11 protein-coding genes are annotated in these 13,581 nt (G+C 41.3%); 10 read left to right on the top strand and 1 reads right to left on the bottom strand.

Features of this window, described 5'->3' with window-relative positions; genetic code table 11:
- The first annotated feature begins 470 nt into the window (after nucleotides 1–470).
- The 10 genes from QZT26_RS12760 (at nucleotide 471) to QZT26_RS12715 (ending at nucleotide 11,192) form a co-directional block, all read left to right on the top strand.
- Complete coding sequence (locus QZT26_RS12760; protein ID WP_295102616.1) at nucleotides 471–2,390, top strand: tetratricopeptide repeat protein; 1,920 nt, start codon at nucleotides 471–473, stop codon at nucleotides 2,388–2,390.
- Nucleotides 2,391–2,664: 274 nt separating this feature from the next.
- Nucleotides 2,665–2,931 carry a 30S ribosomal protein S15 gene (gene rpsO, locus QZT26_RS12755; protein ID WP_099325397.1) on the top strand — a complete coding sequence of 89 codons (267 nt, stop codon included), beginning with the start codon at nucleotides 2,665–2,667 and terminating at the stop codon, nucleotides 2,929–2,931.
- 117 nt (nucleotides 2,932–3,048) lie between these two features.
- Nucleotides 3,049–5,166: a polyribonucleotide nucleotidyltransferase gene (gene pnp, locus QZT26_RS12750; RefSeq protein WP_295102613.1), complete on the top strand. Its 2,118-nt coding sequence runs from the start codon at nucleotides 3,049–3,051 to the stop codon at nucleotides 5,164–5,166.
- A gap of 200 nt (nucleotides 5,167–5,366) precedes the next feature.
- Nucleotides 5,367–5,573 (top strand): cold shock domain-containing protein, encoded by a 207-nt coding sequence (locus QZT26_RS12745; RefSeq protein WP_099325399.1) that lies wholly within the window; start codon nucleotides 5,367–5,369, stop codon nucleotides 5,571–5,573.
- A 79-nt stretch (nucleotides 5,574–5,652) separates the two neighbouring features.
- A complete protein-coding gene (locus tag QZT26_RS12740; protein WP_169704098.1) occupies nucleotides 5,653–6,474 on the top strand; it encodes an ATP-binding protein in 822 nt (273 codons plus the stop codon).
- Nucleotides 6,461–7,822 carry a sigma-54 dependent transcriptional regulator gene (locus tag QZT26_RS12735; protein ID WP_099325401.1) on the top strand — a complete coding sequence of 454 codons (1,362 nt, stop codon included), beginning with the start codon at nucleotides 6,461–6,463 and terminating at the stop codon, nucleotides 7,820–7,822. Before QZT26_RS12740 ends, QZT26_RS12735 begins: the two co-directional genes overlap by 14 nt.
- Before the next feature lie 230 nt (nucleotides 7,823–8,052).
- A complete protein-coding gene (locus tag QZT26_RS12730; protein ID WP_099325402.1) occupies nucleotides 8,053–8,430 on the top strand; it encodes a hypothetical protein in 378 nt (125 codons plus the stop codon).
- Nucleotides 8,431–8,524: 94 nt separating this feature from the next.
- Entirely contained in the window at nucleotides 8,525–9,046 is a 522-nt protein-coding gene (locus QZT26_RS12725; RefSeq protein WP_099325403.1) for a peroxiredoxin, read from the top strand.
- 344 nt (nucleotides 9,047–9,390) lie between these two features.
- The gene (locus QZT26_RS12720; protein WP_099325404.1) at nucleotides 9,391–9,927 is read left to right on the top strand and encodes a hypothetical protein; all 537 of its coding nucleotides are present in this window, start codon (nucleotides 9,391–9,393) and stop codon (nucleotides 9,925–9,927) included.
- 2 nt (nucleotides 9,928–9,929) lie between these two features.
- On the top strand, nucleotides 9,930–11,192 hold the full coding sequence (locus tag QZT26_RS12715; protein ID WP_164995641.1) for a carboxypeptidase regulatory-like domain-containing protein: 1,263 nt from the start codon (nucleotides 9,930–9,932) through the stop codon (nucleotides 11,190–11,192).
- 83 nt (nucleotides 11,193–11,275) lie between these two features.
- Here the strand turns inward: QZT26_RS12715 and QZT26_RS12710 are convergent, their stop codons facing one another.
- Nucleotides 11,276–13,405, bottom strand: coding sequence for a molybdopterin-dependent oxidoreductase (locus QZT26_RS12710; protein ID WP_205713342.1), 2,130 nt, complete (start codon nucleotides 13,403–13,405; stop codon nucleotides 11,276–11,278).
- Nucleotides 13,406–13,581: the final 176 nt, after the last annotated feature.

Genomic DNA, 13,581 nt, shown 5'->3' with positions numbered 1-13,581 from the left:
CTTCATCGAAATGGTGAATCTCCTTTCAGGTGTTTTTTGTTATCAATATACCGCCGAATACCTTGGAAATCCTACCATTTCAATCCTATTCCTGCAACAAGGCTTTGCCTTGTTTGCAGGATTTAGGTAGAATTAATTAATGGAATGAATGCAGGATGGAAGGATCGCTATGACGGTTTATGAGATTGCTTCGGAAAAGACCCTCGCAATGACAAGCCGATGCCCTTGTAAATGACAAGCATGTGGTTTTGGTATGATGGATAGAGAATCGGGTTTCTAATCCGCTTCCACTTGTAATGACAAAATAAGTCATCAGTCATCATGTTGCATTTGCAACACCCAGAAACGATGAAAATGGTTTTATAACCATATAATGTTGTAATATATGTACTTAAGCTATTTTTTGTATTCTTACTTCCGAGACTGAAATTAATATACATTTGAAGATGTTAAACAGAAAATATCATATTTTGTTATTTGCGATAATCGTTGCCACCCCTCTTATCGTCTATCTCAATTCCCTGGCAAATACGTTTGTTTATGACGATTACCTCACGATAACTAATAATCACTTTATTCGTGAATGGCGTTATATTACCGCACTTTTTAGCAAGAAATATGCCGCTGTATCTAATGAACTGACGTACCGCCCCATTGTTACCCTTTCGTATTTTATCGACTATGCCCTCTGGGGGATAAGGCCTGCCGGATACCACTTCGTCAATAACATTATCCACACAGTCAATGTGGTTTTATTGTATTTTCTGGCGTATCGGCTTTTTGGGAATCGTATAGTCTCTTTGATCTCGTGCCTGATGTTTTCCATACATCCGGTATTTTCTGAGGCAGTAAATGCTATAAGCTATCGGGAGGATCTTTTATCTGCGACCTTTTTGTTGATTGCGTTTATTTTTTTTCTCAAATCTTCAGATAAAACGGCAAGCGTCAGGAATCTTTCTGCCTTTTATGCGGTATCCCTGATTGCCTATTTCTTTGCGTTATTATCAAAGGAAATGGCAATTACCTTTCCCCTCCTTGCATTTGCCTACGATTTTATTTTTAAAAGAAATGAGATTGCCAGCCGCCAGTGTGCCGGTATGCTTTCGCGCAGTGTTTATTTTTTCAGGGGCCGTTTTGTTACCCACTATATCGGATACATTATTATTAGCGGCATATATTTGTTTTTGCGATTCAAGGTATTTAAAAATCCGGGAGAAGTGATATTTTATCCTGAAAAAAGCATCTTTATAAACGCCCTTATGATGACGAAGGTAGTTGGGTATTACCTTAAACTTTTCTTCATTCCCATGCCCTTAAATGCAGATTATGTTGTTCCTGTTGCATATTCTGTATTCGATGGGGCGTTTATTATTTCTCTTGTGGTAATCTGCGGCACCATGGTACTGGTAAAAAAAAATTGTTTTTCCGGGAAGTGGGTTTTTGCTTTCACCTGGTTTTTTGTATCGATGTTGCCCGTGCTTAACATAGCCCCTCTGCTGAATATAATGGCGGAAAGATATCTTTATATCCCGGGCATAGGATTTACCCTGTTTGCGGGACTGGCATTTAACAAAGGCTTTCAATGTTTTTACAGAAGAAGGCATTATTTTTTGTCATTTGTGGTGATAATTTGTTTTTTGCTGATGTGGGGGACAATACAGAGAAACGGGATCTGGCTTAATGAATTTACCTTCAGCACGGAAACGATACGCCGTTCGCCAAAGAGTTACAGGATTTACAATGGCCTTGGATATTTTTATTACAATAATGGCTTAATCGATAAGGCAATTCAGGCGTTTGAAGGCTCTATACAGGCAATGCCGACACATCCAAAGGCGCACAGCAATCTCGGCGCAGCGTATTCTCTGAAGGGAATGCAGGACAAGGCGATTGAGGAACTGCAATTTGCCGTTCGGCTGAGAGATCAATACCCGGAAGCGCATAACAATCTGGGACTCCTTTATAAAAGAAAAGGCATGCCCGACATGGCGATTAATGAATATGTGGCGGCGCTTAAAACAAACCCCTATTATGCGGATGCGCATAATAATCTCGGAAGCGTTTATATTGACACGGGAAGGTATGAAGAAGCCCTTTCTGAATTAGAAAAGGCATTAAAAATCAGAAGCAACTTCGCGCTGGCGCACTATAATATGGCGGTAATCTACTTCAAAAAGGGCCAGGTGGAAGATGCGTATAATAAACTTTTGGAAGCTTACAAGCTGGACCCCGGCAATGCCGATGTTCATCTCAGTCTTGGAGTTGTTTATAAAGACCATTTTCACGATACTGCCAAAGCTCTTTTTCACATAAAAGAGTCATTACGTATAAATCCACAGCACAAACAGGCGGAGGAAATGAGGAAGGTTATCAGGGAATTAACCCCGTAAGAAAGTCGGCAATCTACAGTCGGCAATCGGCAAATTGCAGATTGGGGATTGCAGACTGAGGACTGTTTTCGTGCTTAGGCTGGTTAAAAGGGAGTGAAACCGCAGATTGTCATATCATACACACTAAAACCACAATGGGATACCCCATTTTTTTTGTTGCAAAGAACGGAAGGTCTTTGCTATACTTTGCCTTTATATTGTTTGTTTTAGCGATAAGTTAATAGGTATTTACACATAGGGCAATGTGGGTATTTTTAAAGGATTTGGTGTTTCGATGATAAGTAAAGAAGCAAAACAGAAAATTATTAATGATCTTAAAATTCATGAAAATGATACAGGTTCTTCAGAAGTGCAGATAGCTTTGCTCACGGGACGAATCAATCATTTAACGGGCCATCTGAAGGTGCATAAGAAAGATAACGCATCGAGAAGAGGATTGTTGCAGATGGTCGGCAATCGTTCAGCGTTACTTAATTATTTATCAAGAACAGACCGCGAAAGATACAAAAAACTAATAAATAAACTAGGTTTACGCAAATAAATCTAAATTCATGGAGGAATCAATATACATACCCACACCAATGCATAAGACAATTAAAACTAACCATTCCTTTGCTGGTCAATGGAAAATTTAAAGAACATAGATTGAGAGGTCAAAATGGCACAATTTAAAGTGGAGAAGTTGATCGGCAATAGAGCGCTTAGCATAGAAACAGGCCGGGTCGCAAGGCAGGCTGATGGTGCCGTATTAGTGCAATATGGCGAAACTATAGTATTGATTACAGCGGTTTCTGCATCAGAAGAAAAGGGAAACGTAGATTTTCTTCCACTTACCGTCGATTACCGGGAAAAGACATACGCTGCCGGGAAATTTCCTGGCGGTTTTTTCAAGAGAGAAGGAAGACCTTCTCAAAAAGAAATCCTCACCATGCGGTTGATAGACCGCCCTATCAGACCACTCTTTCCGGATACGTACTTCCGCGAAGTGCAGGTTATGTCAATAGTGCTTTCCGCAGATAAGGAAAATGATCCTGATATACTTGCGATGGTGGGCGCTTCCGCCGCATTATCCATTTCAAGCATTCCCTTTAGCAAACCTACTGGCTCGGTAAGAGTTGGGCAAATTGAAGGGAAATTTATTATCAACCCCACACATGCCGAGTTGGCACAAAGCAGCATGGATATTGTTGTCTCCGGGACAGAGGATGCCGTTATGATGGTTGAGGCGTCTGCAAAGGAAATTCCCGAAGAACAGATGGTGGATGCCATTATGTTTGGACATGCGGCTATAAAAGAAATCATAACTCTTCAACACGAACTTATTGAAAAATGCGGAAAAGAAAAGCAAATTGTTGCTCCTTCCATGATGAATAAAGAACTCATGGAAGAAGTTAAACAAAAATATTATACCGCTATTGTAGAAAAGAATCTGACTCCTGGAAAAGGATACCGAAAAGAAGCGCTTGATGAAATACTTGCGGCCATAATTAATGAATACTGTGTAGAAGGCGTCGAAAATGCACCTACACCAAAAGAAATTAAAGCAATATTTGAGACAGTTGAAACAATTGTAGTCCGGGAACAAATAGTGTCTAAAGGATTGCGACCCGATTCCCGCGGATTGAAGGATATAAGACCTATTACCTGTGAGGTTGGCATTCTCCCCAGAGTACATGGCTCTGCTTTGTTTACAAGGGGAGAAACACAGGCAATTGTTGTGGTAACCCTAGGTACCACATCGGACGAACAAAAAGTGGACGGACTTGAAGATGAATATTCAAAGAAATTTATGCTGGATTACAATTTTCCGCCTTTTTGTGTTGGTGAAACAAAGCCGTTGCGAGGTCCTGGCAGGAGAGAAATCGGGCATGGCGCATTGGCGGAGCGGGCACTGGCAGAAGTCCTTCCACCACCGAACAAATTCCCTTACACAACCCGTGTGGTGTCTGATATAACCGAATCTAACGGGTCTTCTTCGATGGCATCAGTTTGCGGCGGGACGCTTGCTTTAATGGATGCCGGTGTGCCTATAAAAGCTCCTGTAGCCGGCATTGCTATGGGTTTGGTGAAAGAAGAGAACAGTGTATGTATTTTATCTGACATATTAGGGACCGAAGATCACCTGGGAGATATGGATTTTAAGGTTGCAGGCACCGCGCAGGGCGTAACTGCTTTGCAAATGGATATAAAAATTGCTGGAATTACTGAGAAAATAATGCGTGATGCACTGGCGCAAGCCAGGGAGGGCAGGCTTCATATTCTTCAGGAACTGGAAAAAGTCATTGAAAAACCGAGAGAAAAAATTTCTGTATATGCGCCAAAAATTGTACAGATTAAAATTAACCCGGAAAAAATCGGAATGATTATTGGCCCTGGCGGAAAAAACATAAAGAAAATACAGGAAGAAACCGGGGCAAAAATTGAAATTGAAGATGATGGAACGGTAATCATTTCCGCAACCCTTGGTGAATCGGCAGAAAAAGCAAAAACATGGATTGAAAATATGACGAAGGAAGTTGAGGTTGGAAAAACGTATAAGGGAAAAGTTTTATCAATAAAAGAATACGGGGCGTTTGTTGAGATAATTCCCGGGCACGATGGCTTGGTACATATTTCCGAGCTTTCTTACGAATATGTTGAAAAGGCGGGTGATGTTGTGGAGGTAGGCCAGGAAATAATGATAAAAGTAATCGGCATAGATGACCAGAAGAGAGTCAAATTAAGCAGGAAAGCTGCTTTAAAGGAAAGCGAACAACCCCTTACTCCTAAGAATTAAAATTAACTATAATTGGGTATAATATTTGAGAAAATTTCAAAAAGGAGGACGTATTAGAGATTCTGTAAACAAATAATATATCTATTTTATATCTTTTTTATCTTTTTAGGAGGATGTAGAATCGTACGGTAAAGAAAAATGTTGCTAAGTTTGTTCGTTTTTTTAAAGTGGTAAGTATTAAATATAAGGAGAATGAGATAATGGCGATTGGCAAAGTCAAGTGGTTTGATGCAAAAAAGGGTTTTGGTTTTATCGAGCAAGATGGCGGAGGAGACGTCTTTGTTCACTATTCCAATATTGGCGGTGACGGATTCAAAACACTCGAAGACGGAGAAAAGGTAGAATTTGAAGTCGTCGAAGGAGCGAAAGGCCTGCAAGCCCAAAAAGTTAATCGCGTAGCTTCTTAAAAAATATATAAAATATCATTTAACGAGCCGGGAGGAAGCACATTCAGCCATCTTCCTGGCTCTTTTTTTTAATAAAAAAGTGATTCAATATCTGATCGGCGCTATTGCATCTGTAATAATCGTAGTTCCGTTAGCATATTACTATTATAACAGGGGAATAATCCGTAAAACAAAAGAACTGGAAAAACGCACGATTGATTCTGAACGATTGGCGTTTGCCGGAACGTTGGCAGGGGGACTTGCCCATGAGATTAAAAACCCGCTAAGCACCCTAAACATTCATCTACAACTCCTAAAAGAAGACCTGCAAAATATCATTGGCGCTTCAGGAGACGACACCCGGAAAGTTTATAGAAAAATAGAGATTATCCAGAAAGAAGCACTAAGATTAGAAGAAATCCTGAATGATTTTCTCCGGTTTGCCAAAGGACAAAAACTGGAATTAGAATACTGTGCTGTTAATGAAATTCTGGATGAAGTAATCAACTTTGCAACACCGGAAATTAAACAAAAAAATGTCGTTGTTCTTAAAAGCTATCATCCTGGTTTGCCTTTATGTTATATTGACAGTAAACTTATAAAACAAGCCTTTCTTAATGTTATTATCAACGCGCAGCAGGCTATGGAGCACGGAGGGGAACTTATGATTCGAACCTCAAAAGTAAAAAAGTCGGTACAGATAGATATCACCGATACAGGCCATGGCATTTCCAACGATTCGCTCAATAAAATTTTTCAGGTGTACTATTCTACAAAAACTGCCGGGACCGGACTCGGGCTTCCTACTACGAAAAAAATTATAGAAGAACACAGAGGCACAATTAGCGTTCAAAGCCAGGAAGGCAAAGGTACAAATTTTACCATACAATTACCCATAAACCTCGAAAATGTCTCAGTATAATACGACAATTCTGATCATCGATGATAACGAAGAACACGCGAATGCTACGGCGGAAGCAATACAAAAGGTAGGATATAAATGTATTGTTGCTACCAGTGGCAAAGCGGGATTGAAGATTATTGAAACAGAAGAGATAGATGTCGTAATTACCGACCTGATTATGCATGATTTCAGCGGCATGGAAATTCTTAAAGCGACTAAGGAAAAATTGCCCGAAGCGGAAATTATTTTGATAACAGGATACGGCACTGTTGAAACAGCCGTTGATGCCATGCAAAAAGGTGCTGCTACCTTTCTTCTGAAACCAATTAATATTAACCATCTGCGCGCAGAAATTAATAAACTCGTTGAAAAACAAAATCTGGTAAGAAATAACATATTGCTCCAGAAACAGCTTGATGAAAAATATGGCCTTACAGGAATTATTGGCAACAGCGCCAGTATGCAAAAGGTATTGACCATGGTAAATCAGATTTCCGGAACGAATGCCACTGTATTGATTACCGGGGAAAGCGGCACAGGGAAGGAATTGATAGCAAAAACCATACATAATAACAGCCTGAGGAAACACAATCCTCTGGTAATTCTTAATTCTGCCGCAATTCCGGAAAATATTCTGGAAAGCGAATTGTTCGGACATGAAAAAGGGTCATTTACCGGGGCGTTGTATCAGCGGAAGGGGAAGTTTGAATACGCACACCGCGGCACTTTCTTTCTTGATGAAATAGGCGACATGCCTCTTTCCGCACAAGCGAAACTGTTGCGTGTGTTAGAAGACGGAATGATTACGCGCATCGGCAGCAATGAGTCCATTGAAGTAGATGTGCGCTTAATCGCTGCCACGAATCAGGAACTTGGAAATCTTATAAAAGAAGGAAAATTCAGGGAAGACCTGTACTTCAGATTAAATGTTATTCGCATCAAACTGCCTCCTCTCCGCGAACGGCTTGAAGATATTCCATTGCTCCTTGATGCATTCATTCGCGAATTTTCCAGATTATATAGTAAGGAAATTTTGCAAATTACCCCTGAAGCCAGAAAAATATTATTAAGATACCAGTGGCCGGGCAATATCAGAGAACTAAAGAATTGCATAGAAAGCATGGTAGTTATTACCACAAAAAAATATTTAGATGTAGAAGACCTGCCCGATCATATCGAAAAAAAGAGCGACGAGATGCCAGTCTCCCATGGTTTGATGGCGGGAATGACTATGGAGGATGCAGAAATAGAACTCATTAAATGCACATTAGCCAGTGTGGGAGGCAATAGAGAAGAAGCCGCCAGAATGCTTGGGATTGGCGAGAGAACTCTTTATAGAAAGCTAGACCTTTACCGCTTGAAATAAAAAAGATGACAACAATTCAGTACCTTATCGATAACTTCTTTGCACACTTCCATTCGTCAGTGCGTGCTTTTTGGCAAAATATTTAATTGTCCCTTCTGCAGTCGGCAATCTACAATCGGCAGATTGCAGACTGAGGAATGCTGGCTATGCCAGTTTAGGTAACACTTGAGTCTTTTTCAAAAAACTAAATTGTTACAAAATATGAAAACCTTTCGAATAATTAATCCCCTATGTTAGAAATCAGAGTATGCGCCAATTGCAAAAGAAGTCTTTCAAAAATTGATATTGAATCAGGAAATGCATTGTATCAGGAAGGTGGAACGGTAATCTGCGGCGCTTGCTTTGCCGGACAAACAAAAACGGAAGAAAAATATGAAGAAAATGACTATATCATGGAATCTATATTACGCGAAGTAAAGAATATTAACCGCACTCTTACCTATGAACCCGCCTCCTGGCTGCCAATCCTGGCCTCTGTAATACAGTGCTTTGTATTTGGCTCCCTCATTTTTGCCTACCTTCACCGTAACGGAGATGTTCATTCCTATCTATTACTAGCCATTGTTTTTCAAGTAATGGCACTGACCTTTTTCGTGATAAAAAAATAAGAACGAAATATTACTTGACTTTCATATTCAGTGTTATATAATCAGCAATCATTATTGAATGGTAATATTTTCATATTAAAGAATGGAGGGAAATATGGGTATACAAGTAGGACAATGTGCGCCTTGTTTTACACTGCAAGGTGTTGTGGGTGAAAAATTTGAGGATTTTAGTCTGGATAATTATAAGGGTAAGTGGGTGGTGCTGTTTTTCTATCCCTTGGATTTTACCTTTATTTGTCCAACGGAAATAACAGAATTTTCAAAGAAAGACGGAGATTTTAAATCGCTCAATGCCCAGGTATTCGGGGTAAGCATTGACAGCGTATTCTCACACAAGGCCTGGCTTAAGGATCTTGGTAAACTTAATTACCCGCTGCTCAGTGATATCACAAAAGAAGTCTCTAGAAAATATGGAGTGTTGATTGAGGATAAAGGTATTGCGTTAAGGGGCACATTTATTATTGATCCTGAAGGAAAAATAAAATACCAACTTGTTCACGATTTAGGTGTTGGAAGAAGTGTTGAAGAAATTCTGAGAGTGCTTAACGCTTTACAGACCGGAGAACTTTGCCCGGTTGAATGGAAACCGGGAAAGAAGACCTTGGGTAAGGGTTAATATAAATCTAAAGGCAACTATTCAGTGCAAATATATTGCGTTGAATAGTTGCCAAATATTTTTCAATGCACGATTTTTGATGAAAGCTCCGTTATCTATAATGTTCAATACCACGAAGAAAAGTCTTTTGTCGTTCCTCATACATCACGCCTCTTTTTTTACCTTTTCAAGATTATTGATGGTCGCCTGAGATACCCTTGGATTTCATAGTTAATGTAACCTGATAAATATCTTTTGCCTGGCATGTTCATGCAGAATAACCGCTCCAATATTATTAGGTATGATGTCGCTATGATTTTTTTGCAGATATCGAAAAAATATATTTAACCTGTCAGGAGGAAATTATGATAAAAACATCTTTTGCCGCAGTACTCGCAGCCGTACTATCTATTTGTGTTTTCACGAATCATGCACATGCCGTTATGACCGGACTCAGTACGGAAGAACTCACAAAATCATCGCATGCCGTTATCACGGGCACTGTTGAGGATGTTCAATCGTACTGGAGCAGTGACAGAAAAACTATTTTTACCACCGCCTCAATAAAGATAAGTGAGGTTATCCGCGGTAAAGCCGTTCAAAACACCATTACCGTTGAATATGAAGGGGGAGAAGTGGACGGCATAGGACTAAGGATATCGGATATGGCTGTTCTCAGCAAAGGAGAAAAAATACTCTTATTCCTTAAAACAGTGAAAAGCAAAAAGGCGGAACAGAAAGAAGACGTATTTCGCATCGTCGGAAAGGCACAGGGAAAATATCATATCGACAACCAGGGCATAGCGAGAAAAAGCGGTTTCTCTGTTATTGATGGTAAAGAGGTAATCGACAATGAAGTGTCCGTAGAAACCCTCATAAACAAGATAAAAGGAGTCGAATAATTATGACAAAAACAAGATGGAACTATATTATTCCCTTTATCGTAATCATAGCATTAAATCTTTGCTGTTTAAAAATATATGGATTTGAAGTCAGTACCACAAACAGTGGAAAAGAAATAAAATGGAAAAAAGATACGGTAACGTATCTTATCAACACTACTGACGGTCCTTCCGGCAGCCTTGACGCTCTATTGGCGTCAATGCAGACGTGGACAGACGTTGACACCTCTTCTTTTACTTTCGTAGACGGTGGAACAACCTCAAAAAATAGTCACGGAGAACAGGATGGCATTAATATTATTGATTTTGGGGTTATTAAGGATGAAGGGGTATTGGGGCAAAATTCTTTCTGGTTTTATACGTCTGGAGAGATGATTGACAGCGATATACGTTTTAACACCAAAAATACCTGGAGTACAGACGGCTCGTCAGATAAATTTGACGTGCAGAATGTAGGCACGCATGAACTCGGCCATTCCCTCAGCCTGGAGGATCTCTATGATAAAAGCGATTCGGAAAAAACTATGTATGGCTACGGTTCTCCCGGAGATACCAGCCAAAGGACGCTGCATCAGGACGACATGGATGGGATTACTTATTTGTATCCTGCAAATACGTTAAGTCAAAATCCGACACCAGTGGTATTGCCAACGCCCGGCGTAGCAACCGGTACGCTGGCAGGGTTTGTAACGGATAATGATAGAGGGTTGAGAATAGCAGGGGCAACGGTGCGTAACCAGTCCGGGATGTTCACCGCCACGACAGGTGCGGATGGATATTATCAGATTGATAATATCCCCGCCGGAAGTTATACGTTCATCGCATTAGCTACCGGATACACTTTGAAAACAGTAGCGGGTGTAACGTTAACGGCGGGAGAAACATATACGCTTGCCTTTGCGTTATCGGCTGCCGTTGTTCCAACACAGCCTACAGATGAATGCCCCAACACTTCAGAGGTTGTAGCAACGTCTGCGTCTGTTGATCAGGATACCTTGATTCTTTCAAAAGGCAGCAGCGAAGAAGTTACAATTATTGTAACTGATAATGATGGATGTACGGCAGAGGGCGTGAAAGTAACACGGAAGCTTTCTTCGGCTAACAGGAAAATGATTAACGTAAAACCCCTCAGCGCAAAAACAGATGCAAGTGGACAGGCAACGTTCACCATAAGGGCGAAGAAGGATAAAGGAAAAGCCGATGTGAAGTTTAGCGTAGGCGGTGTGAAAGATAAACCAAAAGTAAAGATTGCCCTTACGAAGTAAGATAGCGCCAGGACAAAGTTTTTCTCTGTAACACTTTAGATTTTTCAAAAAGCTAAAGTGTTACAATTATTCAGGATTGTTTCTCATGTTTTTTCCTTTTCAATAGCGCACAACAAACCTCTTAGTTGATAAGACCCAAAGGCGGGGTCGTAAGGGGGTTTGTTGTTTGTTAATACGTTGGCGTTCGATTCCCAAACACCGAATTCCGGACCCACTTTTTCAGGAAACCACCATCCATGTTCCACGCTTATCACCCGTGGATGAATATCTTCCGTTACCTGCGCCTTCATACGGATGCTTCCCCGCGGAGAACTCACAATGACCCAATCACCATGATTTATTCCCTTTTCTGCGGCAACCTCCGGATGCATTTCTGTCTGGGGATACGGCCTCCTTTTTCTCAGAGAGGGTATCTGTCTGTGTTCGCTCTGGAAAAATTCTTTCTTACGGCATCCCGTAATGAGCACATAGGGAAATTGTTCCACCAGTTTAGGCGATTGCACCGGGCTTTCCGGGGGTTCTTTGTATGTTGGCAGAGGATCGTACCCCAATCTCTGTAATGATTTTGAATAAAGTTCTACCTTTTTCGAAGGAGTTCTGAACCCTTTTTCCTCATACCTTTTGTATTGATGCGGCGGATAAAAGAATCCTGAGGTTTTTAACTTCTGATAATCTATTCCCAGAGGTTCCAATTGATAATTCATTACGTCTTCCAGGCTTTCTTCGCTTCCTGGCAGGTGAAGCCGTTTGGAGAGTTCATTGATTATCCATTCGTCCTGCCTGCATTCTGCGTGTTGCGTGATTTTTTGTTGAGCCATGACCATGTTTTCTACCACCAGGGGATATCCAATTACCTGTTCAACTTCAGGCCAAAATGCCGCGGGAAGTACATAATCCGCCAGTGCAGCAGTAGGCGTCATAAAAAGATCAGTAACCACCAATAGTTCCAGCCTTTGCAAGCTTTCATATACCTCTCCCGGATTTGCTACTGTAGTCAAAGGGTTGTTTCCAAAGATAAGAAGCGCCCTTATTTGATAAGGATCGCCCGTTCTCATTGCCTTAAATAATGCAGGGATGTGCGCAGACGGCATGAACGCCCTCCAGCCACCCAGGAGTTTAAATGTATCCGCCCCTAAGCGCTTTTTCAACATGCCTTCCGGCAATTTCTCTTTGAGGGTAGGGTAACTGCGGATGATATTTTTACCAATAATATCACCGCCAGGGTTGTCGATGTTGCCTGTTAATGCGCGTAAAATGGCAATGCTTCTGACGGTTTGCAGGGAGTTTGTGTTCTGTTCAATGCCCAGCCCCCATTCTAATATTGCAGGTTTATTCAGGGCATATGTCCGCGCAGCATTTACGATGTCACATGCAGCTACCCATGTAATCGTCTCCGCCCATTCAGGGGTGAACGCTTTTACATGTTCCCTAAGCTCAGAAAACCCATGCGTCCATTTATCCACAAATTCTTTATCATAAATATTTTCCTTTATAATAACGTGCATCATTGCCAGTGCTAATGCAGCATCAGTTCCTGGTCTGACAGGCAGCCATTGCTTGCAGCGTTTTGCAGTCTCCGATCTCCTGGGATCAACGGCGATACCGATTGCCCCCTTATCCAATGCCCTTTTGACGGAAATTGCCAATTCACCGTCCGGCCCCGATACCAGTGGATTGTGCCCCCAGAATAAAATACATTTTGGCGGTACGTCTCCATAGTAATCCCCGACAACAAAACCGCCATACATAATATTGCTAACTGTAATTCTCGGGATAAAACACTGCGCTAAACCAGGTTCATACCAGTTAGGCGTACCCAGCGCATTTGCGAACCGCACGACATGCATGTAATGGTGTCTTCCCGTTCCTTGTCCCAGTGCAATCGATTCCGCACCGTGTTCTTTTTTCAAGGCGTCCAGTTTACGGGCTATCTCTTCCAGCGCCCTTTCCCATGAAATGCTTTCCCACTGCATGCCCCCTCTTTTGCCTTTACGTAAAAGGGGAGTCCTTAATCGGTCGGGATGATTTGCTATTTCGGGAGTCATTACTCCTTTAATGCACATCCAGCCCTTGTTCATCGGTGACGCCGGATCGCCCTTTACCTTTACCACCTTGCCATTTTGGACTGATACAATGACGCCGCAGCCGCCGTGACAGATTCTGCAGATACTTTTATAGGTTTTTTCGATATTGTCTGTCAATGTTATCTCCATAACCCTCCAAGCCGGAGAGGTTGGAATAAAGGAGTAAAACCACGGAACACCTAGCGCGGCCTTTGGCCGCAACCAAAAAGGTGATTTTTAGTTTATTATAAAGTATAGTAGTATCCTCGTAAATAGTAATCAGACAATTTGGAGGACACTACTTATGAATAAGTTGATGGAATTAT

The sequence above is a fragment of the uncultured Candidatus Kuenenia sp. genome (assembly GCF_900696675.1).
Taxonomy (GTDB): Bacteria; Planctomycetota; Brocadiia; order Brocadiales; family Brocadiaceae; genus Kuenenia; species Kuenenia stuttgartiensis_A.
The sequence above is the reverse complement of the archived record's forward strand: the minus strand, read 5'-3'. Positions and strand labels throughout refer to the sequence as shown.